The 22,556-nt window shown below is 64.5% G+C and carries 16 protein-coding genes, 1 tRNA gene and 2 riboswitches; of the genes, 3 read left to right on the top strand and 14 right to left on the bottom strand.

Annotated elements, in window-relative coordinates:
- Positions 1-17: 17 nt before the first annotated feature.
- The 7 genes from AB3X98_RS27250 to AB3X98_RS27280 form a co-directional block, all read right to left on the bottom strand.
- Positions 18-1,406 carry an L-serine ammonia-lyase gene (locus AB3X98_RS27250; protein WP_368603717.1) on the bottom strand — a complete coding sequence of 463 codons (1,389 nt, stop codon included), beginning with the start codon at positions 1,404-1,406 and terminating at the stop codon, positions 18-20.
- A 97-nt stretch (positions 1,407-1,503) separates the two neighbouring features.
- The gene (locus AB3X98_RS27255; protein WP_368603809.1) at positions 1,504-2,505 is read right to left on the bottom strand and encodes an alginate lyase family protein; all 1,002 of its coding nucleotides are present in this window, start codon (positions 2,503-2,505) and stop codon (positions 1,504-1,506) included.
- Positions 2,506-2,818: 313 nt separating this feature from the next.
- Complete coding sequence (gcvP, locus tag AB3X98_RS27260) at positions 2,819-5,803, bottom strand: aminomethyl-transferring glycine dehydrogenase (protein ID WP_368603716.1); 2,985 nt, start codon at positions 5,801-5,803, stop codon at positions 2,819-2,821.
- A gap of 72 nt (positions 5,804-5,875) precedes the next feature.
- Positions 5,876-6,256 carry a glycine cleavage system protein GcvH gene (gene gcvH, locus AB3X98_RS27265; protein WP_368603715.1) on the bottom strand — a complete coding sequence of 127 codons (381 nt, stop codon included), beginning with the start codon at positions 6,254-6,256 and terminating at the stop codon, positions 5,876-5,878.
- A gap of 75 nt (positions 6,257-6,331) precedes the next feature.
- Positions 6,332-7,450, bottom strand: a complete 1,119-nt coding sequence (gene gcvT, locus AB3X98_RS27270; RefSeq protein ID WP_368603714.1) for a glycine cleavage system aminomethyltransferase GcvT — start codon at positions 7,448-7,450, stop codon at positions 6,332-6,334.
- A gap of 89 nt (positions 7,451-7,539) precedes the next feature.
- Positions 7,540-7,677: riboswitch (glycine riboswitch) on the bottom strand.
- A gap of 57 nt (positions 7,678-7,734) precedes the next feature.
- Positions 7,735-7,845, bottom strand: a riboswitch (glycine riboswitch).
- A 214-nt stretch (positions 7,846-8,059) separates the two neighbouring features.
- On the bottom strand, positions 8,060-8,434 hold the full coding sequence (locus tag AB3X98_RS27275) for a hypothetical protein (protein ID WP_368603713.1): 375 nt from the start codon (positions 8,432-8,434) through the stop codon (positions 8,060-8,062).
- A gap of 176 nt (positions 8,435-8,610) precedes the next feature.
- Complete coding sequence (locus AB3X98_RS27280; protein WP_368603712.1) at positions 8,611-9,666, bottom strand: oxidoreductase; 1,056 nt, start codon at positions 9,664-9,666, stop codon at positions 8,611-8,613.
- 277 nt (positions 9,667-9,943) lie between these two features.
- On the opposite strand from AB3X98_RS27280, the gene AB3X98_RS27285 reads away from it, so the two are divergent.
- Together AB3X98_RS27285 and AB3X98_RS27290 are read left to right on the top strand one after the other, a co-directional pair.
- Complete coding sequence (locus tag AB3X98_RS27285; protein ID WP_254319173.1) at positions 9,944-12,034, top strand: UvrD-helicase domain-containing protein; 2,091 nt, start codon at positions 9,944-9,946, stop codon at positions 12,032-12,034.
- A gap of 84 nt (positions 12,035-12,118) precedes the next feature.
- Entirely contained in the window at positions 12,119-12,700 is a 582-nt protein-coding gene (locus AB3X98_RS27290; RefSeq protein ID WP_069264412.1) for a hypothetical protein, read from the top strand.
- A gap of 94 nt (positions 12,701-12,794) precedes the next feature.
- On the opposite strand, the gene AB3X98_RS27295 is transcribed toward AB3X98_RS27290, so the two are convergent.
- Entirely contained in the window at positions 12,795-13,718 is a 924-nt protein-coding gene (locus AB3X98_RS27295; RefSeq protein ID WP_368603711.1) for a cytochrome c5 family protein, read from the bottom strand.
- 328 nt (positions 13,719-14,046) lie between these two features.
- On the opposite strand from AB3X98_RS27295, the gene AB3X98_RS27300 reads away from it, so the two are divergent.
- Positions 14,047-14,122: transfer RNA gene (locus tag AB3X98_RS27300), tRNA-Arg, on the top strand.
- Between the two features lie 289 nt (positions 14,123-14,411).
- On the opposite strand, the gene AB3X98_RS27305 is transcribed toward AB3X98_RS27300, so the two are convergent.
- From AB3X98_RS27305 to AB3X98_RS27330, 6 genes are all read right to left on the bottom strand, one after another.
- Positions 14,412-15,092, bottom strand: a complete 681-nt coding sequence (locus AB3X98_RS27305) for a CmcI family methyltransferase (RefSeq protein WP_368603710.1) — start codon at positions 15,090-15,092, stop codon at positions 14,412-14,414.
- 29 nt (positions 15,093-15,121) lie between these two features.
- Entirely contained in the window at positions 15,122-15,799 is a 678-nt protein-coding gene (locus AB3X98_RS27310) for a class I SAM-dependent methyltransferase (RefSeq protein ID WP_368603709.1), read from the bottom strand.
- A 93-nt stretch (positions 15,800-15,892) separates the two neighbouring features.
- Positions 15,893-19,006, bottom strand: a complete 3,114-nt coding sequence (locus AB3X98_RS27315) for a tetratricopeptide repeat protein (RefSeq protein ID WP_368603708.1) — start codon at positions 19,004-19,006, stop codon at positions 15,893-15,895.
- A gap of 279 nt (positions 19,007-19,285) precedes the next feature.
- Positions 19,286-19,585 carry a flagellar protein FliT gene (gene fliT, locus AB3X98_RS27320; protein WP_368603707.1) on the bottom strand — a complete coding sequence of 100 codons (300 nt, stop codon included), beginning with the start codon at positions 19,583-19,585 and terminating at the stop codon, positions 19,286-19,288.
- 23 nt (positions 19,586-19,608) lie between these two features.
- Positions 19,609-21,186, bottom strand: a complete 1,578-nt coding sequence (gene fliD / locus AB3X98_RS27325; protein WP_342949195.1) for a flagellar filament capping protein FliD — start codon at positions 21,184-21,186, stop codon at positions 19,609-19,611.
- Between the two features lie 145 nt (positions 21,187-21,331).
- A complete protein-coding gene (locus AB3X98_RS27330) occupies positions 21,332-22,528 on the bottom strand; it encodes a flagellin (protein ID WP_368603706.1) in 1,197 nt (398 codons plus the stop codon).
- Positions 22,529-22,556: the final 28 nt, after the last annotated feature.

Consider the following 22,556-nt stretch of genomic DNA (forward strand, 5'->3'; position numbering starts at 1 on the left):
GACAGCGCTTCAACGAATCAGCACTCGACGATGTTCACCGCGAGGCCGCCGCGTGAGGTCTCCTTGTACTTCGTCTTCATGTCGGCGCCGGTCTCGCGCATCGTCTTGATCACCGAGTCGAGCGAGACGTAATGCGCGCCGTCGCCGCGCAGCGCCATGCGCGCGGCGTTCACGGCTTTCACCGAGGCCATGGCGTTGCGTTCGATGCAGGGAATCTGCACCATGCCGCCCACGGGGTCGCAGGTGAGGCCGAGGTTGTGCTCCATGCCGATTTCGGCGGCGTTTTCCACCTGCAGCGGCGTGCCGCCCAGCACCGCGGCGAGCGCGCCGGCGGCCATCGAGCAGGCCACGCCCACTTCGCCCTGGCAGCCCACTTCGGCGCCCGAAATCGACGCGTTGAGCTTGTAGAGAATGCCGATGGCGGCCGCGGTGAGCAGGAAGTCGATCACGCCCTGTTCGTTCGCGCCCGGCGTGAAGCGCACGTAGTAGTGCAGCACGGCGGGGATGATGCCCGCTGCGCCGTTGGTCGGCGCAGTCACGACGCGCCCGCCCGCGGCGTTTTCCTCGTTCACGGCGATGGCGTACAGGTTGATCCAGTCGATCATCGAGAGCGGATCTTGCAGCGCGCGCTCGGGGTTGCTGGTCAGCGCGCGATGAAGCTGCGGCGCACGGCGCTTCACGGCGAAGGGGCCGGGCAGCGTGCCGTCGGCGTCGGGATTGTTGATGCCGCAACCGCGCGATACGCACGACTGCATCACGTTCCAGATGTGTAGGAGACCTGAGCGGATCTGCTCGTCGCCGTGCCAGACGCGCTCGTTTTCGAGCATCAACTGCGCGATGCTCTTGCCTGTCGAGGCGCACAGCGCGAGCATTTCCGCGCCCGTGGTGAACGGATTCGGCAATTGTTGCGCGGCGGCGAGCACCTTCGTGTTCGGCGCGCCGGCCGTGACGACGAAGCCGCCGCCTACCGACAGATACGTGCTTTCGCGCAGCGTGTCGCCGTTCGCATCGAGCGCGCGCAGCTTCATGCCGTTCGGGTGCTCGGGCAGCGCCTGGCGATAGAACGCCACGTGCTCCTTCGGAACGAACGCAATGGGATGGCGGCCGAGCAGCGCGAGCTGGCGCGAGGTGCGCACGGCTTCGAGGCGCTCGCTGATGGTGTCGGGATCGACGGTGTCGGGCGCGTCGCCCATGAGGCCCAGCATGACGCCGCGGTCGGTGCCGTGGCCCTTGCCGGTGGCGCCGAGCGAGCCGTACAGCTCGACCTTCACGGCGGCCGTGCTCGCAAGCAGACCGTCGCGCTCGAGTCCTTCGGCGAACATCAGCGCTGCGCGCATCGGCCCGACCGTGTGCGAGCTGGAGGGCCCGATGCCGACTTTGAAGAGATCGAAAACGCTTACTGCCATGGGTACTGCTCCTGCTTGTCTGACGTTGGTTTGTAGGGATGCGGCGCGTTCGGCGGCATCGTTATTTCCCGTGCCGCCGCCGCATCCCGCGCGCGTTTTACCGCGCCGGCAACGGCAGACAGACGGCGAGCCACGCGGGCGGCGTGGGCGCGAGTTTCAGCGCGACTGGTGCAAAGCGGCCGTCGAGTCGCGCCGCGAGGTGAAACAGTTCGGCGGCGTTTTTGGGGTCCCACTGGCCGGTGTAGCCCGGCAGGCCCGCTTCGCGCCGCTTCGCGTCGAACGGTACGTTCGAATGCACGAATTCGTCGTGCGTCTTCTGGCCGAGCGCATACGGCGTGAGCCAGTCGAGCGCGCCCGCGAGCGTCGCGCCGTTGGCCGCGCGTTCGGTCAGCCAGTTGCGGTTGTGGCGGCGCGCGGCGAGCGCGGCGGTCACGAGCGGCTGCAAATCGTAGGTCACGTAGTGCAGTGCATCGCGCTCGGAGAAGTCGAGTGTCGAGCCGTCGGGCGCGACGTTGTCGCCGAGATGCTCGACGAAGAGCCGCTGCGCCGTCGCGATCATCTTGCGGTTGTCGAGCGTGAACGCGATCATCGCTATCAGTTTGACCCGATGGCTCTGCCAGTTGTTCGCAAAATTTCCCTTGAGCGGGCGCGGCTGCGCGTCGATCTGCGCGATATAGCCGGTCGCGAAGCTGTTCAGGAACTGCATGGTCGCGTTGCGCGTTTTCACGGGCAGCGCGCTCGCGGTCATGTCGTAGGCGAGTATCAGCCCCTCGAAACGCGTTTCGTCGATGGGATTGAAGCTCGGCTTGTACGTGGTGACCCAGGCGAGCAGAAAGCGGTCCACGAGCTTCAGGAAGCGCTCGTCGCTCGTCGCGCGCCACGCGAGCGCGGCGTTGCGCATGAGGTCGAGTTCCTTCGCCGCCTCGACGCTCTGGTCGTAGATGCCCTCGTGCGGCAGCGTGCCCTCGGTGTGCAGGCGCGGCAGCGGACGCGGCGTGTCGTTCACGTGCGTCAGCACCTCGGCCACGAGCGCCTTCACGCCCGGATCGGAGTTGGTGCGCTCGCTCGATTGCAGCGCGGGGGCCGCGCAGAAGTTCATGGCCGCATGGGCCGTACCGGCGAAGGTCGCGGTGAAGGTGGCGCAGGCAAGCGCCAGCGCAGCGGCAAGGCGCTGCGGGCGGCGTAACAGCGCACCGCGCGCGTGCCGGGCCTGCCGGACCGAATTCCGCGTTGCGGCATGCGGCAAGTCCCGCACCGAGTTCCGCAATGGAACCATTCGCACCTTCCGCGCCATGCGCGACTCCCTGATTCAAGGCTGACAGGTGTGTGATGTTAGCGGTTTGCGGCGGCAAATGTGAGAGGGATGACCGCCGCCGCGTGAGCCGAAGGTCACGCGGCGGCTTCACAAGGGCTTATTCGCCGGCGGTTTCGTCTGCATGTTCGCCCGCATATTCGCTAAGCGGCACGCACGAGCAGAACAGGTTGCGGTCGCCGTAAGCGTTGTCGGCGCGGCCGACCGGCGGCCAGTACTTGCGCGCGACGAGCGATGCGACCGGGTAGGCGGCCTGCTCGCGCGAGTAGGCGTGCTTCCAGTCGTCGGCGACCACCACGGCGGCTGTGTGCGGCGCGTGACGCAGCGGATTGTCTTCCTTGTCCGCGCGGCCGTCTTCCACGGCGCGGATTTCCTCGCGGATGGCAACCATCGCGTCGATGAAGCGGTCGAGCTCCTCCTTCGACTCCGACTCGGTCGGCTCGACCATCAGCGTGCCCGGCACCGGGAAGCTCATGGTCGGGGCGTGGAAGCCGTAGTCCATCAGGCGCTTGGCCACGTCGTCCACGGTGATGCCGCTTGCATCCTTGATGGGGCGCAGGTCGAGAATGCACTCGTGCGCGACGAGCCCGCCCGGGCCGCTGTAGAGCACCGGGAAGTGCGGCGCGAGCTTGTTCGCCACGTAGTTGGCGTTGAGGATCGCGTTTTCGGTCGCAGCGGTCAGGTTGGCCGCGCCCATCATGGCGATGTACATCCACGAGATCGGCAGGATCGAGGCCGAGCCGTAAGGCGCTGCGCTCACCGCGCCGATGCCGTGACCCATATCGGTCGAGCGCTTGTAGCCCGACGAAAGCTGGTTCGGCAGGAATTGCGCGAGGTGCGCGCCCACTGCGACCGGACCGACGCCCGGGCCGCCGCCGCCGTGCGGAATGCAGAAGGTCTTGTGCAGGTTCAGGTGCGAGACGTCGCCGCCGAACCGGCCCGGCGCCGCCAGACCCACCATGGCGTTCATGTTCGCGCCGTCCACGTACACCTGGCCGCCCGCCGCGTGCACGATCTCGCAGACTTCGCGCACGTTCTCTTCGAACACGCCGTGCGTGGACGGATACGTGATCATGATCGCCGCGAGCTTCGCCGCATGCTGCGCGGCCTTGGCCTTGAGGTCGGCGAGATCGATGTTGCCTTGCGCGTCGCACGCGACCACGACCACCTGCATGCCGGCCATCTGCGCCGATGCGGGGTTCGTGCCGTGCGCCGAAGCGGGAATCAGGCAGACGTTGCGATGCGCTTCGCCGCGCGAGGCGTGGTACGCCTGGATGATGAGCAGACCCGCGTATTCGCCCTGCGAGCCTGCGTTCGGCTGCAGCGAAACGGCGGCGTAGCCCGTTGCGGCCACGAGCATCTGTTCGAGCTGATCGACCATCTCGCGATAGCCAACCGTTTGCTCCGCAGGCGCGAACGGGTGGATGCGGCCGAACTCGGGCCACGTCACCGGCAGCATTTCCGAGGTCGCGTTGAGCTTCATCGTGCACGAGCCGAGCGGGATCATCGAGCGGTCGAGCGCGAGGTCCTTGTCGGAGAGGCTGCGCAGGTAACGCAGCATTTCCGTTTCCGAGTGGTGACGATTGAACACCGGATGCGTGAGGTACGCGCTTTCGCGCGCCAGCGCGGCCGGAAAGGTCAACGCGGCGGCTTGCGTGAGTTCGGCGTCGAGCTTGTCGACCGACGGCGCTTCGCCGGCGAACGCGGCTTGCGCGAACACGGCGAGCAGGTCGGCCAGATCGGCGCGCGAAGTCGTTTCGTCGACGGACACGCCCACACGCGTCTCGCTCACGTGGCGCAGGTTCATGCCGCGCGCGAGGGCCGCGTCGTGGAGCGCCTGGGTGCGCGGGCCGGCTTCGAACGTGAGCGTGTCGAAGAACGCTTCGTTCACGAGCGTGTAGCCGAGTTGCTTCGCGCCCGCGGCGAGGATCGCGGCGACGCGGTTCACGCGTTGCGCGATGCGCTTCAAGCCTTGCGGGCCGTGGTAGACGGCGTACATGCTCGCCATGATCGCGAGCAGCGCCTGTGCCGTGCAGACGTTCGACGTCGCTTTTTCGCGGCGGATGTGCTGTTCGCGCGTTTGCAGCGCGAGCCGCAGCGCCGGCTTGCCTTGCGCGTCGATGGTCACGCCGACGAGACGGCCCGGCATCTGGCGCTTGAATTCGTCCTTCACCGCGAGGTAGGCGGCGTGCGGGCCGCCGAAGCCCATCGGCACGCCAAAGCGCTGCGAGTTGCCCACGGCCACGTCCGCGCCCCATTCGCCCGGCGGCGTGAGGACGGTGAGTGCAAGCAGATCGGCGGCGGCGATCACCGCGCCGCCGGCTGCGTGCACGGCTTGTGCGAGCGCGCGGTAGTCGCGCACGTCGCCGTTCACGCCCGGATATTGCAGCAGCACGCCGAAGGCGCCTGTGGTTTTGGCAACTTCGGCCGCTTCAGCGGCCGGACCGACCTTCACCTCGATGCCGATCGGCTTGGCGCGCGTCTTCACGACTTCGATGGTCTGCGCCAGCACGTCGTCGGCGACGAAGAACACGTTCGACTTCGACTTGCCCACGCGCTGCACGAGCGTCATGGCTTCGGCGGCGGCGGTGGCTTCGTCGAGCAGCGACGCGTTCGAGATCGCGAGGCCCGTCAGGTCGGTGATCATCTGCTGGAAGTTCAAGAGGGCTTCGAGGCGGCCCTGCGAGATTTCCGGCTGGTACGGCGTGTACGCGGTGTACCACGCCGGGTTTTCGAGCACGTTGCGCAGGATGACGGCCGGCGTGTGCGTGTCGTAGTAGCCCTGCCCGATATAGGAGCGGAACACCTGGTTCTTGTCCGCGAGCGCGCGCAGGGCGGCGAGCGCCTCGGCTTCCGAGCGCGGCTGCGAGAACGGCCCGAGCGGCAGCGTCTCGTTGCGGCGGATCTTCGCCGGAATCACCGCATCGATCAGCGCGGCGCGCGAGGCGAAGCCGAGCGCGTCGAGCATCGCCTGCTGGTCGGCCGTGTCGGGGCCGATGTGGCGGGCGGCGAAAGCGTCGTGCGCTTCAAGTGCAGCAAGCGAGAGCGGGGAGTTCATCAGACGATCCGGGTGTTCGAGCTTCATAGGGATTCCTGCGGGCGCGGGCGGCGTTCTGAGCGCGCCGCCGCGCCATGGCGGTTAAGGCAAGGTTGCGATTTACGCGCCGATCGCCTTTTCGTAGGCGGCGGCGTCGATCAGCGAGTCGAGCTTGGCGTCGACGGCGGGCTTGATCTTGAAGAGCCACGACTCGTACGGCGCACCGTTCACCTGGTCGGGCGTGTCGACGAGCGACGTGTTCGCTTCGATGATTTCGCCTGCGACCGGCGCGTAGATGTCCGAGGCGGCCTTGACCGACTCGATCACGGCAACGGCGTCGCCGGCGGTGACGGCGCGGCCCGCTTCGGGCAGTTCGAGGAAGACGATGTCGCCGAGCGCTTCCTGCGCGTGGTCGGTGATGCCGATGGTCAGCGTGCCGTCGGCTTCGGTGCGGATCCACTCGTGCGATTCGGTGTATTTCAGATCGGCCGGGATGCTCATGGTTGCTCCAGTGCGTGGTGCGGTTTTTGTTGCTCGAAAAGGGGAGGGCGTGCGCGCTGGCAGGATCCTCGCGGATCAGGCGGCGAGCACCTTGCCGTTGCGCACGAACGGCAGTTTTACCACGCTTGCGGGAAGGGCTTTGTCACGGATCTGCACCTGCACGACATCGCCCGGCTGCACGCCCTGCGGCACGCGCGCGAAGGCGATCGATTCCTGCATGCTCGGCGAGAACGTGCCGCTCGTGATCTCGCCCTCGCCGTGCGGCGTGAGCACTTTCTGGTGGGCGCGCAGCACGCCGCCGGCCTTGCCGTTTTCCTTCTGCAGGATCAGGCCGACGAAGGCCGAACGCGAACCGTTCGCCTCCAGCGCGCCGCGGCCGACGAAGTCGCGCGGCTCCTTCATGTCGACGGTCCAGGCGAGGCCGGCGTCGAGCGGCGAGACGCCGTCGTCCATGTCCTGGCCGTAGAGGTTCATGCCCGCTTCGAGGCGCAGCGTGTCACGCGCGCCGAGGCCGCAGGGCTTCACGCCCTGGCGCTGCAGGGCGTCCCAGAGTTCGCAAACGGCGGCGGCGGGCACCACGATTTCGAAGCCGTCTTCGCCGGTGTAGCCCGTGCGCGCGATCATCAGCTCGCCGAACGGCGTGGCTTCGATCTTCGCGGCGTTGAAGGGTTTGAGAACTTCGGTGGCGCTGCGCGACGAGGGCGCGACCTGCCAGACCTTTTCGCGCGCGTTCGGGCCCTGCACGGCGACGATCGCGAGATCGCGGCGCGGCGTGACGGTGAGGCCGAAGCCGCCTTCGGCGTTGAGCTTCTCGAACCAGGCGATGTCTTTTTCGGCTGTGCCGGCGTTGACGACGGTGCGGAACTGGTCGTCGGCGAAGAAGTAGACGATCAGGTCGTCGATCACGCCGCCTTCGGGGTTCAGCATGCACGAATAGAGCGCCTTGCCCGGCGTGGTGAGCTTGGCGACGTTGTTGGCGAGCGCGCGGGAGAAGAACTCGCGCGCCTTCGGGCCCGAAAAGTCGACGACGCACATGTGCGAGACGTCGAACATGCCGGCGTCGGTGCGCACGGCGCGATGCTCGTCGATCTGCGAGCCGTAGTTGACGGGCATGTCCCAGCCGCCGAAGTCGACCATGCGGGCATTCAGCGCGCGGTGCGTGTCGTTCAGCGGGGTGCGTTTGAGTTCGGTCATGGGGCCTCAGGCGGTCGCGAAAATTCGCGCGAAAACGAAAAAGGCCATGCAGGAAGCGCCGCAGGCACGATGCCCGTGGTCGGTTCTTGCATGGCCCCTCTGTCCTCGGTACCTGAGAGATTGCGCCCTGTTGCAGTTGGCGCGCGCCCCTTCGGTGGGCAGCCTGAACGCGTGGGGGTTACGATCCGCCGCCGCCCGTTCTACTGCCGCTCTCCAGAGTTGCGGACTGTGTGCCGCTTCGCGTCATCTCGCGCAAAAAGCGCAAAGGCAGCGAATCAGCGGTCCGGCGCGCACGGTCCTTTTGCCTGAGAGTTTGTGGGTTGCCCCTTCGGCGGCGCCGGTTGCACTTGCGAAAGCAAGCTAAGGCAAACGGCGCGCTCTCCCGGCGCGCGCAGCGATTGTGCGCGACGCCTCGGGGCTATGTCAATGCGGAAAAATTCTGCGCGCGGCGCCAGCAAAGGGGCGTGAGCCTTGCTGGCATTGGCTTGCGCAGATGCATAGCGCGCCATGCATCGCGCCGGAGAAAAACGGGGGCGGTTCGGGTGGGCAGATGGGTCGGCACGAGCCGCGAGCGCGCGGTCCGTGCCGACAGGCCAATGCGTGTGGCGCTTACTCGCCGATGGCGCGAGCGGCCGTGTCGAGTTCCTCGTTCAGAACGTGTTGCTCGTCGGGCGAGATGCCGCCGCCATGCTGCGCGGCCATGTCGTGAGCTTCGCCGCGGATCGTGTCGAGGCGGTGATGGAGCGCGCTGCCCTGGGGCGGCGGGTAGTAGCCCTGGCTCACGCGCATATCAATGCGATGGCCCAGGTTGTCGATGCGGCTGTCGACCTGATGCAGGCGATCGACGGCGACTTCGTGGGGATTCGGGCCGGGCGGCGGCGGCGCAGCGGGGTGGTGCGCCGGCTGGTTGACCACGCACGCGGCGAGGGTCGAAACGAGCGCGCCGGCGGCGATCAGGCGTAGAGCGGGGATGTAGCGGGTCATTCAGACTCTCCTTGGTCTTGTCGTTGCTTTTTTGGGCTTGCATGTCCACAAACGTCTGGCGATTGCAGCGTGATGACCCCACCGCGGCAACCAGATGTAACCATTTGTATGGTCCTTTCAGCGGCGTCGGCGCAATGCAAGGTCGACGCCGCAGCCGAAAGCGCGCGCCGGTGTGCTCAGGACTGGCGCACGAACCCCAGCGTGCGGCCGTCCTGCGCGCTTTGCATGGCGAGTTCGATGAGCGTCATGACGTCGATGGCGTCCTGCGGGCTTACCGGGAACGGCTTGCCTTCGCGGATCGCCGCCGCAAGCGCGCGATACAGATCGGCGTAATTGCCCGCAGCGTTGGGCACTTCGAGATCGGCTTCCTGGCCGTCGTCGCGCAGCACGTGGAGGCGGCCCGTATCGTTGCCCGCGCCGAAACCGGGCTGGCCCGGGCGCAGGCCGTCCTTGAGCTGATCTTCCTGAGTGTCGAGCCCGTTCTTCAGATAGCTGCCGCGCGTGCCATGAATCGCGAAGCGCGGCGCGTACGCGGCGAGCGCGCTGGCGTGCAGCACCGCGTCGTGGTGCGGGTAGCGCAGCACGAGGTGCGCGTAATCCGGCGCGCTCGCGTTTTCGCGGCGCGTGTGAACGAATGCGGTGATCGACTCGGGTGCGCCGAAGAGCGCGAGCGTCTGGTCGATCAGATGCGGGCCGAGATCGTAGAGCAGGCCGCCGCCGCGCGTGGCGTCTTCGCGCCAGCGCTGCTTCACTTGCGGGCGGAAGCGGTCAAAGTGCGATTCGTAGTGCGTGATGCGCCCGAGTTCGCCGCGCTCGATCAGCTCGCGCACGGTGAGGAAATCGCCGTCCCAGCGGCGGTTGTGGAACGGTGCGAACACGAGGCCGCGCTGCTTCGCGATGGCCGCGAGCGTGCGCGCTTCCTCGGAAGTGAGCGTGACCGGCTTGTCGACCAGCACGTGTTTGCCGCGCTCGAGCGTGCGGCGCGCGAGGTCGTAGTGCGTGTCGTTGGGCGTGGCGATCACGACGCATTCGATGGCATCGATCGAGAGCAGCGCGTCCAGGTCGGGCACGATCGCGGCGTCGGGATAGTCGGCCTGGGCGCGTTCGGCCTGGCTCGTGGCGATGGCGGCGAGCTGCGCGGCGCCGCTATGCGCGATCACGGGGGCGTGGAAAGTCTGGCCGGCGAAGCCGTAGCCCATCAGGCCGATTTGCAGCGGTTGCGGTGCAGTCATTGAGCGCTTCCTCTTTCCAGCGAGTGCGGGTGGCGGGAGCCCGTTATTGTGGCACGGCGCGTAGAGCGTGCGGAGCGAGGCGAGGGACGGGTGAGCTGTGGAAAGAGGAACATCGGGGGCGCCATCGGCGTATCGCTGTACCGTGTTAACATCGCACCTCCCGCGTGAGAGGCCGCTGCGACGTACGCACGCCTCGCGCCGTGCGGCGTCACGAAAGGCTACGCGCCCCGTTCGCACGCCTCCCAGCCGTACCACCCGTTTTTCCAATCCAGCAACGATGTCCGCAGGCCTCAATTCCGCCCAAAACGAAGCGGTGCGCTATCTCGACGGTCCCTGTCTCGTGCTCGCCGGCGCGGGCAGCGGCAAGACGCGTGTCATCACGCAGAAGATCGCGCACCTCATCGAAGCGAAAGGCTTCGAGCCGCGCCATATCGCCGCCGTCACCTTCACCAACAAGGCCGCCGCCGAAATGCGCGAGCGCGTGGGCAAGCTGCTCGAAGGCAAGACGCTCACCACGCCCGGCAAGGAAGGCCGCAAGGTGCCGACCAACCAGCTGACGGTCTGCACGTTCCACTCGCTCGGCGTGCAGATCCTGCGCCAGGAGGCGGAGCACCTGGGCCTGAAGCCCCAGTTCTCGATCATGGACGCCGACGACTGCTTCGCCATGATCCAGGAGCAGGTGGGCTCGACGGACAAAGGCTTCATCCGCAAGATCCAGTCGATCGTCTCGCTCTGGAAGAACGGACTCGTGATGCCCGAGCAGGCGCTGGCCACGGCCTCGAACGAGGACGAGCACCAGGCGGCCATCGTCTATCGCAACTACATGGCGACGTTGCACGCGTATCAGGCGGTGGACTTCGACGACCTGATCCGCCTGCCTGCCGAGCTGTTCGCGAAGAACGAGCAGGTGCGCGACCGCTGGCAGAACAAGCTGCGCTACCTGCTGGTCGACGAATACCAGGACACCAACGCCTGCCAGTACGAACTGCTGAAACTGCTGGCGGGCCCGCGCGCGGCGTTTACGGCCGTGGGCGACGACGATCAGGCCATCTACGGCTGGCGCGGCGCCACGCTCGAAAATCTCGCGCAGCTCGGCAAGGACTTTCCGAAGCTGCACGTCATCAAGCTCGAGCAGAACTACCGCTCGACGGTGCGAATTCTCACGGCGGCGAACAACGTCATCGCGAACAATCCGAAGCTGTTCGAGAAGAAGCTGTGGTCGGAACACGGCATGGGCGACACCATCACCGTCACGCCCTGCAACGACGAAGAGCACGAGGCGGAGTCGGTCGTGTTCCGGCTTTCGGCGCACAAGTTCGAACGCCGCGCGCAGTTTCGCGACTACGCGATTCTGTATCGCGGCAACTTCCAGGCGCGCATCTTCGAACAGGTGCTGCGCCGCGAGCGCATCCCCTATGTGCTCTCGGGCGGCCAGTCGTTCTTCGACAAGGCCGAGATCAAGGACATCTGCGCCTATCTGCGCCTGATCGCCAATCACGACGACGATCCCGCGTTCATCCGCGCGATCACCACGCCGCGCCGCGGCGTGGGCAACACGACGCTCGAAGCGCTCGGCTCGTTCGCAGGGCAGGCGAAGGTGTCGCTGTTCGAGGCCGTGTACATGGGTGGGATCGAGGCGCGGCTTTCGGCGCGCCAGGTCGAGCCGATGCGCGTGTTCTGCGATTTCATGCAGCGCCTCGCCGAGCGCGCGCAGAAGGACCCGGCGACGGTCGTGCTCGACGACCTCATGGATGCGATTCACTACGAGGCGTATCTCTATGACGCCTTCGACGAGCGCCAGGCGCAGTCGAAGTGGCAGAACGTGCTCGAATTCCTCGAGTGGCTCAAGCGCAAGGGCACCAAGCCCGAGCAGGAGATCGGCGAAGACAGCGAAGCCACCGGATATGACAATGCCGACGGTCTCGCCGACACCGGCAAGAACCTCATGGGGCTGATTCAGACCGTCGCGCTGATGTCGATGCTCGAAGGCAAGGAAGAGGACCCGGACGCCGTGCGGCTTTCGACCGTGCATGCGTCGAAGGGACTGGAGTATCCGCACGTGTTCCTGGTTGGCGTGGAAGAGGGGATCATGCCGCACCGCGGCGGCTCGGAAGACGATGTGATCGACGAAGGACGCATCGAGGAAGAGCGGCGCCTCATGTACGTGGCGATCACGCGGGCGCAGCGCAGCCTGCATCTGAACTGGTGCAAGAAGCGCAAGCGGGCGCGCGAGACGGTGGTGTGCGAGGCATCGCGCTTCATTCCGGAAATGGGCCTCGACGACGCGCCGCCGCCGACCGCCGAAGAAGCGCCGATGACGCCGAAGGACCGGCTGGCGAGTTTGAAGGCGTTGTTGCAGAAGGGGTGATGACCCTGGCATGCAGCGGGTGTTTGCTTTTTTGGGACGCGGGCGGCTGTAGAGTGAACGCCTCTGACCCGCTCGCTGCCGCAGATGGAAGATCCATTACTCCAGCATTACCGTCACGCGCTTGAAACGTATATCGACGCGAAGGACAACACGAAGCCCGCACGGATTCACGAAGCATTCGCGCAGGATGCGGAACTGACGTTCTCGCTGGCCACACCGAACATCGCGTTTCCGGCGCGCAGCGTCGGCGCCGAAGCGATCGCGAAGACGCTGGTCAGCGATTTTGGTGAGCGCTATTCGCGCTGCCGCACCTACTACCTTTGCGAGGCCACTGCGCTCGTTGCGCGCGAGCGCACGATCGAAGCGCTGCCCTGGCTCGTCGTGATGCGCGAGGACGCGGCGGGCGCGCTGCGCATCGGTCACGGCACGTATCGCTGGACTTTCGATTCGAACGACATCGCGCCGCGCGTATCGGCATTCCACATTCACATTGCCCGGATGGACGTGATCGACGACCCGGACGGTGCGCGGCTCGAGCGCCTGCAACAGGGCTTGAGCTATCCGTGGCTCGCTCCCGCCGAACTGGCTGCGCGTTACGGCGCGCTCGCCGGGGACGCTTCGGGTGCGTTCGCTTTTGCCCGCGAATTCGCGCGTCCCGTGCGCTGACGCGCGACCGCTGTTTCATCGACGCAGATAAAAATCCCCGCCCCGTATCGCTGCGGGCGGGGATCGTTTTGCGCTTTGGCGCGCGTGTGACGGCTTACTTCGCCGCGCTGACCATGTAATCGACGGCGGCCTTCACGTCGGCGTCGGAGGCAGTCGAGCCACCCTTGGGAGGCATCTGGCCCTTGCCGTGCAGCGCGTAGTTGTAGACGGTATCCATCGGGTCCTTCAGGCGCGGCGCCCAGTCGGCCTTGTTGCCGAATTTCGGTGCGCCCAGTACGCCCGCGGCGTGACACGCCTGGCAAACCTGCTGATAGAGTGCCTTGCCCGCCTGCGAGGCGTCGGCGCTTTGCGAGCCGCCACCTGCTGCCGGAGCGGACGAAGCCTGCGGGATGGCCGCGATCGCCGCTGCGGCGGCTTGCGCCTGGGCGGCGTTCGCATCGGCACCCGATGCGCCGGAGGCCGGTGCAGCGCCCGCCGCGCCCGAAGCCGCATTGGCTGCATTGGCAGCGCCTGGCGCGGGCTTGGGCGGATCCTGGAAGTTCGCGCCCGCGTGGTTCGCCATATAGGCGACGGCGAGGCCGATTTCGTAGTCGCTGTAGTCGTCGGGGCTCGTGCCGCCGCGCGGGGGCATCGCGCCCTTGCCGGAGAGCGCCGTTTTCCACAGCGTGTCGAAGCCCTGCGCGATGCGCGGCGCCCAGTCGCCCGAGTTGCCGAACTTCGGCGCGCCGGCGGCGCCCGAGGCGTGACACGCCGAGCAGACAGCCTGGAAGACCTGTTCGCCGGTCTTGTAGACGTGCGGCGCGTTGGCGTCGCGCACGTTGACCTGCGCGACCGGCGCGATGCGCGCGGCGACCTGCTGGATGGAAAGTTCGTCGGTGCCCGCGCCGGTGCGCGTCGTGTTGTCGACGTAATAGACGAGCAAAATGATGATGACGATGGGGACGGCAAACCCGGCGATGACAGCGGCGATCAGCTGGCCGGGCGTTTTGATCGGGGCTCCGTGGGGTGCTTCGCTCATGCTTGTCTCGACTCCCGTTGGTTTTATGGTGAGCGGTACAGCAGGACGGCAATGGCCATGCGGCAGATCAAACACCGACGATTATAGACGGAAGGTTTTCCGGCTGGTGGCTGGGCGCGGAGGGAGTTCAGCGGGCGTTTACCCGGAGCGGACCGGCAGTGGGACGTGTTGTTGCGTCTGAGTTGTGCCCGAATTGTGCCTGATGGGGATGAGACCCTTAATAATCCGCGCGGTGGACGGTTTAACCGAAACCGGTTATTCTCTCGGTCTCTCTTCGGCGCTGCCTTTCCCGTATTCTTCGGTCAATCGGCGGCGCCAGCAAGTCAACGCGCCCGTAGCTCAATGGATAGAGTACTGCCCTCCGAAGGCAGGGGTTGCTGGTTCGATCCCAGCCGGGCGCGCCAAAGTCTGTCGAAGATTTCAGCGATTTTCTACGCCGCGCGCATACGCCGTGCGGGAGTTCTCCAGCGAATTTTTCCGTCCGGCTTCGGGTCGGTAGCGACCTTGCGCGACGTTGCGTAAAGCCCCCGGCAGTTCGCCGACTCTCACCGGCGACGTGCTGCGACCGAGCCCGCCGATCAACTGCGCGCGGGCACCAGGCAATAGAACCGAGCCCAACGCCAAAGGTACAGCGGATGGCGCTTGGCGACCCGCAAACAGTCGCGTTGAGCGCCATAGCAAGGGATGTCGAAATTACATAGTCGCCGGGTTTTCAACCATGGCGCAAGTAATCGGTGCTTGCCGCTGTCCTTGCGGACGACGTTCGAACGCAACGATGCTGTCGTAGCAGGCGATGTAATCGGTACTCTTCGTGAAGGTTGAAATTGGGATTTTGCCTCTCGAATGAACCGCATTCAGTTCGTCGATCTTGTTCTTGGCAAATTCGATAAAACTCCCAGGCCTCCCCACGCCGCCCTGATATTCAGGCCAGTAGCAGGTGTGAGTGTCCTCCACCATATAAACTCCGTTCTTGTGAAGCCGGTCATACATCAGCTCGAAGGAAGAGATCATGTGATTCATGACATGGCTTCCGTCATCGAGAACGATGTCGACTTCCGGATATTTGCGGAATATCTGATCGATCAGGGCAGGGTCGTCCTGGCTGCCGATGAAAATCTCGATACCCTCTGCTTCATGGGCCTTGCACTGAGGATTGATATCGACCCCTATGATTCTGGATCCGGCTCCGAAGAACTCCTTCCACATTGCCAGTGATCCACCGCCAAATACGCCGATTTCGATCATCACGGGCGCTTTATTTCTGAAGCGCGTGAAGTGACGCTCATAAATGTCAAAGTAATGAATCCACTTATGCAGTCGCTTGTCAGGGTTATTAAGAAAATACTTGTGCAGAAAGCCGTCCGTCATTTCCATGCCTTGGTCGGTGCAACGAATGGGAATATTTAAAGCTGAGGAGGTACGACCGCCCGAAACACGAACTGGAACGCCTTCGCGTCCTCGACCGCTGCGTTTGCATCGGCACCCGCTGCGCTCGCCATAGCACGAATAACGGGCAAGAAGGCCTCGCGTTGCGGCTCGTGGAAGATCCGCGCCTTGCCAGCATCGACGACAAACCCCGCGTCGCGAAACATCTCCAGCATCGTGACGCGCGTGAACCAGCGGATATGTGTGCGGTCGAACAAGCCGGAGTCCTGATACCGGAAATCGCCAAAGCTCAGACGAGCCTGCACGCTCCAGTGCTGCGCATTGGGAATGCACGCAACAACGCACCCGCCGCGATCCATCGTCCCGCGAATTTTCCTCAGTAGTGCCCAGGGATCGTGAAGGTGTTCGAGCACGTCCCCGAAGACCCAGCAATCGGCATTGAGGTCCGAACGAATTTGCTCGACAGTTACCCGCTCGACGTCTACATCGATTACGCGGTCGCAGTGTTCGCGTGCCATCTCGGCATAAGCCGGGACAATCTCGATCCCGGTGTAGTGCACACCCGGATTTGTTTTTTTGTATTCGCGCGCCAGCGCTCCGGAACTGCAGCCGACTTCCAGCACGCGGCGTGCGCCTTGCGGCATGAGGTTAAGTAAGTCCGGATTGTGATGCTGATGGACAGGAGTTTGATCCAATATAGGCTCCGGTGGATATCGCTGTGAGAGGCAGTGAAGGCGTTTCGACGAGGGCGGTATCTCGACAATTACGACTACCGCCCGCCGCGCGCCTCACTCTCCATATTTGCCCAAATAAGACGCGTACCCTTCCCGCCAGGTGGGTGTCCCAAAGGCTCCGCCACTCTCGTGAACCACGCTCAGTGGCCAGGTTCCCATGCGGAGCCCCTTTAGTTCAGCCTGGCGGCAGAAGTCCATATCGTAAAAGTGGAACTTGAACTGCTCGTCGAAGCGCAGGCCGCTCTTTACCAGCGTATCGCTATCCGCGATCAGCAACAGGCCGTCGAGGAGCTTGCATTCCTGTCCGGAAGGCCCGAACGTCGACGCGATGTTGCACGGAAAACCCGTGCCGTGACCCACGGTTCCGCTCAGGTATTTGCGCTCGTCCCACTGCAGATCGGGCGTGGCGAAGGCCCATGCAGGCTGGCGCGGCACGCGGCGCAGGTTGCCGGCGAGCCCCACCACCTCGAAACGGGCGAGGGATTCGCGGATGCGCTCGGTCCAGAAGAAGTCGTTGAGCCAGACGTCGTCGTGAATGAAGACGAGGATGGCCGGGCGCTGCTTAGCCTCTTCGATCGCCGTGTTGTAGATGCTGGATAGTCCGCGCGTGTTGTTGTCGAACAGTTGGAGTTCGACGTTTGGCAGGTGCGCATAGAGCTTTAGCGAGCGGCCAAGCGCCGTTTCATTCGAGAACTGCTCACGGGTGCGACGGGTGCCGCAGACGATACGGATGGGTTTCATCGCTGCGGGGATGTCGGTCACCGCGTCGATCGACGTGATCGATCCAGCTGTCGGCGCAATGTCCGGTTGCTGCTGCTCGCGCGCCGGTTCCGCAACTGGCTCCGCCGATGCATCTTGCGGCTGCGCCAGGACCTCGAAATGCTCGGGTGCAAGCCCGTCGCACCAGCGCCGCCACATGGTGCGCAGTGCACGCGATACGGCGTTGGCGATCGTGCTCGCGCTGATGATGGGCGACTGCATGCAGTGCTGGCGCAACTCGCGGCGTACCGTTGCGAGCGCGTCGAGATCGTCAGCCAGCGCGACGCACTTGCTCACAAAGTCGTCCTTGTCGCGCGCGACGAACGCCTCGTTGAGCCCGAGGTGCGAGAGCCATCCCGTGCTGCCACGGCTCGCCATCGAAACGCCGGGCAGCGTCACAGTGGGAACGCCCATCCACAGGGCGTGCATGGTCGTGGTCGAGCCGGCGAACGGGAACGCGTCGAGACAGACATCGACCTGCTGGTGCTGTTGCAGGTAGACCTCGGTATTCTTGCGCTGCATAAAGCTGATGCGGCTCACGTCGATGCCTTCGCTTGCGAACAGCTTGGCCAGTTTGTTCATTTGTTCGACCGACGTGATCGCGCCAATGAGCATGCGCGAAGTCGGTATCTCGCGCAGCACGCGCGCCCAGAGCGCCACGACTTCCGGCCCGATCTTGACCAGACGGCTGAAGCTGCCGAACGTCACGAAGCCATTTTTCAAGGCGGGCAACTCGTTCACGTCCGGCGCTTGTTTGTACGGCTTGAATGGCGCGAGAGCAGGCAGAAACACGAGCTTTTCCGTGAAGCAGCTGGCGAACTGTTCGAGCGGCGTGACGAACCGGTCCGACATGTAATAGTCGATGGACGTCAGGCCGGTCGTGGCCGGATTGCCGATCCAGCTCACCTGAATGGGCGCGGGCTTATGCGCGAAGGCCACGAGGCGGTTGCGACCTGTATGGCCGGACAGATCGATCAGGATGTCGATACCGTCTTCGCGAATCTTTTCCGCGACCGCGGCGTCGGTCATGCCGAAGACTTCATGCCACTCTTGCGCGTGCTCCCGGATCGTATTCGTGAACGCGTCGGTGATCACGTAATTCGAATAGACGTGCAGTGACAGGCTTGTATCGCGGGCCAGATGCTCTACGATCGACTGGAAAAAATAGGCGACCGGGTGATTGATCAGGTCGCCCGAAACGAAGCCGATTCGCAGTCGCCGCGCGGGGTCACGAACATTGGTGTGCTCCGAACGCTGCGCACGCAGGGGGGCTTCCTGGCGCTTCCCGAATTCGCTGAATTCGGCGAATGCGCTTTTTGCATCGAGATCGGTCTTGTGCATCAGGCAGAACAGCAGGTTGCTGTGCGTTGCAGCCTGCATCGGCGCGAGTTCGAGTGCCTTGCGGAAGGCGCTTTCCGCTTCATCGTACTGGCCATCCTCGTTCAGCGCGTTAGCCAGCGCGTCGAGTTCGATAGCGTCACGAGGTGCCAGTTCCACGGCGTGGCGCATCTGGGCGATGCCCTCGCCTGTTCGGCCCGTTGCCTGCAGGGCGGCGCCCAGTGTGCGATGCAGCTGTGGACTCTCGGGATGCTTTTCAAGCGCTTTGCGGCAGTGCGATACGGCTCGCTGGGACTGCCGCGTGATATGCAGCGCGTCGGCCAGCATGATCTGAGCGGGGAGACTATTGGGCAGCAGGCTGGTGGCACGCTCGGCCGACGTCACGGATTCCGCATACTGGCCTGCGCGCTGCAGGGCGTGCGTGAGCATAATCCAGCATTCGCCATGCGAGGGGTTTTGTTTCGTCAAGCGACGGGCAAGCGTCAGCGCAGCCTCGGTCTCTTTGCTGTTGAAGAGATCTGCAAACTTGCGCAACTCCGTCGCGCTTGCGCGGCGTGGATCGATTTTCGCTGCGGGCGTGTCCGCCGTCTGCTGTTTCGGCATAGCTTCGATCGCTTCGGCCGTGTGCGAAGGTTCACGCGCGGGCGCCGACGCGGCGTCAAGCTGGGGCAGGCGAGCCTTCAACGCATCGATGGCGTCCGCAGGAACGCCGCATTTCTGCGCCACGTCGAGCGCCATCCGCGCGGCTTCGAACTGGTTGCTGGCGGTCAGGGCGTTGAAGTAGTAGACCCACAGTTGCGCGAAGTTCGGCGTGTGGCCGAGCACTGCTTCGAAGTGCGGCACGGCCTCGGCTGGCCGGTCCGTTTGCATGTACAGCACGCCCATGTGGTAGTTGGCGTCGACATGATCGCTATCCGCTTCCAGCACAATGGCGTAGAGCGCTTCAGCTTCGTCGTATTCCTGCTTGCGATGGTGCTCGATCCCGGCTTCCATGACGAGCTGAATGTCGCTCCCCATTTGCGATTGGGGGACGAGCGCGGTGAGGTCGGTCGGAGTATGGAAAGCGGTCATGACGAAGGCGTGCTTGCGCCGCAGGTAGCAGAAGTAGGGCAATTATCCAGGGCGCCCCGTCGGAACGAATTGCCGAGTTGACGTCAAAACGCCCGCCAATTCGGTTGGTGCGAGCAACGGGCGGAAATGAAGCTGGGTAGTCGGCCGTGGCGGCCCGAGCCGTGTGTATTGAGGGCGCGTAAAAGAAAAGCCCGCACGAGGCGGGCCGAGGTACGCAAATGCGCCCCGAAAGGCGCAATGGTTGGTTGTTATTTCTGGACGCTGTGCGAGGTCCGGACTTCAGAACTGCGCAACGCGCTGATACAGATTCACGTTCCGCGTTGCCTGCATGGCGCAACGATACTCGGCGCTAAGCGTGCTTTGTGCCGACTCCGCCGCCGCGGCGACAAGTGTATCGACCGCGTGAACCTGCTTGAGCACCTCGAGCGCGGCGCCCGTTTGCTTCGCGGAGAGCGACATGAGAAGGGGTGAGCGCTCGTTCGCAAGCTCGGCCGCCTTTTCCCATTCGCCGACGGCCGCCGCCTGTTCGATGTCTTTCGTGATCTGCCAGATGCGATCGATGGGCGCCGCCAATTCCATGTCGTTTCTCCTGCTGGGTGCGCTCAGCTCTTGTTGGTGGCCAGCGCACCTGCGCTGTTGGTGCCGCCGAAGAGCTGCGTGAGGTATTGCTGGTTGTTGTTCATCGTCGCCATCAGCGTGTTGAGCGCGGTGAATTGCGCAGTGTACATGCTGGTGAGCTGCGACTGGTATTCCGCGAGATTGGACTGCTGCGTCGAAAGGTTCGTCAGGTCAGTCTGGATCGCGTTCGTACGCGTCGTGATGACGCCCGTGCTCGACTGATAGCTCGTGATGTTGTTATTCAACTGGGCGGCGACGCCGTTGGTCGAATTGAACAGCGCCGCCACGGTCGACTGATTGTTTTGCAGTGCCGTATTCAGCGTGTCGCTGTCGACCGAGAGCGAGCCGTCCGAATTCAGGGTGACGCCAATCGATGCCAGGCTGGTCGTCGTATTGCCGCTCTTCACGCCCGTCGCCACGATCGTCGCGAGCTGGTTCTGGATCATGTTCAGCGTCGAGTCGCCAAGCAGCACGCCCTGCGACGTCGAGGTCGAACTGAAGGACGTGAGCGTCGACATCGTCGTCACGAGCGTGTTGTACAGCGTGACGAAATTGTTGATCGCGCTGGATTCCGCGCTCGTGTTCTGCGCAACCGTAAGCGTTTGTGCGCCGCTGCCCGTGCTCGACGTGTCGACCGCCGCTGCGGTGAGGGTCAGCGTGACGCCAGACAGCGCGGTTTTTACGGTGTTCGTCGTGCTGGTCGCGCCCGTGCCGTCGATCGTGAAATAGGCGTCCTGTGCGGCCGTGGACTGTGTCCAGTTGGTCGTGTTGGAGATCGTCGACTGGTTGGCGGTGAGGTTGGCGGAAGTCGCGCTCGAGCTCGTGATCGCCGTACCTGCCGTGGTCGTCACGGCGAGGTTCTTCAGTGCGTCGCTGGAATTCGAATCGCTGATCGCGATGCTGATGCCGTTCTGCGAACCGGTCGACGTCGAATGCAGCACAAGGTGCGCGCCGTCGGCGCCGTTGACGACCGTTGCCGTCACGCCCGGATTGTTAGTGGCCGAGTTGATCGCCGATGCAATACCCGCAACGGTGCTGTTGGTGCTGTCGAGCGAGATCGTGGTGCTGGCGCCGTTGACCGTCAGCGTCATCGTGGACGAGCCCGACGCGAGCGCCGTTGTTGCACCGTAGCCGGTCGAGGTGAGCACCTGGGCTTGTGCCACCTGCTTGACATCGAGCGAGTATGACCCTGCTGCCGCGCCGCTGCCTGCTGTGGCGGTGATGCCGGTGCCGCTGAGCGTCGTGCTGAATGCGCTGAGGGTCGTGCCATCCGAGAGCGGCGAGAGGCCTGCCTGAAGTGCGGAAAGCGCGGCGGAAAGCGCGCCGTACGCGGAGATTTCGGTGTTGTCCTGCGTCTGCTCGGCGCTGATCGTGGCGGCCTGGCCGGCGATCTTGGAGTTGACGAGCGCCGTAACGAGCGAATTCACGTCCATCGACGAGTTGCCGGTCGAGCCGCTGACGATCGACTGGGCTGCTTGCTGCAGAGCGGCGTTGCTCGCTGCGGTCGTGGCGGCGACGCTACTTGCGATCGTGCTGGCTGTCGAGCTGGTTACGGTGGACATGAAGGGGCTCCGTGCGTCGGCGTTGCAGTGTGAATCGGTTCAGGTCTGGAAAATGCCAATCGGGAGGTGATCCTCCCGATTGGCTTGCGTTGCGCTCACGGGTATGGCGGCCGGGCGCGCAACGCTTGGGCTACAGAAGCTCGTATTACTGCAGGAGCTTCAGGATCTGCTGCGGCTGCGAGTTCGCTTGTGCCAGCACCGAGATACCAGCTTGCTGCAGCACTTGCGCCTTGCTCAGGTTCGCCGTTTCTTCCGCGAAGTTGGCGTCCTGGATCGACGACTGGGCGGTCGACAGGTCGGTCGACTGAGCTTGCTGCGTCGTGCCGATTGCCGTGAAGCGGTTTTGCGCTGCGCCGAGCGTTGCTTGCAGGTTGTTCAGCGTGTTCAGTGCGTTGTCGATCGACTCCATGGCCATGCTTGCGCCGCTTGCCGTGCTGATGTTGACGTTTGCAACATCCGTCGGTGCGTTGTACGCGCCGATCTGCGTCTCCATGGCGACGCCTGCTGCGGCGGCCGCTGCGGAACCCGCCGAGCCGGCTGCTGCAGCCATAGCCGCCGACATGCCGCCGTCGGTGAGCGTGACCGCCGTGCCCGAACCCTGGAAGCCGCCGCCGGTGCTGCTGGCTTCGTTCGTCGCCGTGAACAGAGCGCCGACCGCCGTCTGGCTCAGTGCCTGGTTGTTCTGGTCCGTGAACGTGAAGCCGCCGCTGCCGTCGGAAACCACATTGACGGAGGTGACGGTTGCAGCCGAGGCGGCGACCGTAGCGCCAGCCGAGTTCAGGCTCAGGCCCGAGAACGTGCCGAGCGTTTGGCCAGCTTGCGGCACGCCGCTGCCGATCGAAGCCGCCGACATGTTTTGCGTCAGGCTCAGGCTGATCGTCTGGCCGACGTTCGCGCCAACCTGGAACGACACGTTACCGAGCGAACCGTTCAGCACGTTCATGCCGTTGTACGTCGTTTGCGACGCGATACGGTTGATTTCCGAAACTTGCTGGTTCACTTCCTTTTGCAGTGCTGCGCGGTCGTCGGAGGTCATCGAGCCGTTGGCCGCTTGCGTAGCCAGCTGGCGGATACGTTGCAGGCTGCTCGTCAGCGACGACAGACCGCTCGATGCCGTTTGAACCAGCGAAACGCCGTCGTTCGAGTTCGACACACCCTGATTCAGACCGTTGATCTGGGTCTGCATGATGTTCGAGATCGCGAGGCCTGCTGCATCGTCAGCTGCGCTGTTGATGCGCTTACCCGACGACAGGCGCGTGATCGCTTGCGACAGCGCGCTGCCCGAGCCCGTCAGGTTCTGTTGCGCGACGAGCGAGTTGATGTTGCTGTTAATTCCGAGCATGGAAATTCTCCTAAGCGGGCTGAAAGCC

It is taken from the genome of Paraburkholderia sp. BR14312 (genome assembly GCF_040948675.1).
GTDB classification, from domain to species: domain Bacteria; phylum Pseudomonadota; class Gammaproteobacteria; order Burkholderiales; family Burkholderiaceae; genus Paraburkholderia; species Paraburkholderia nodosa_A.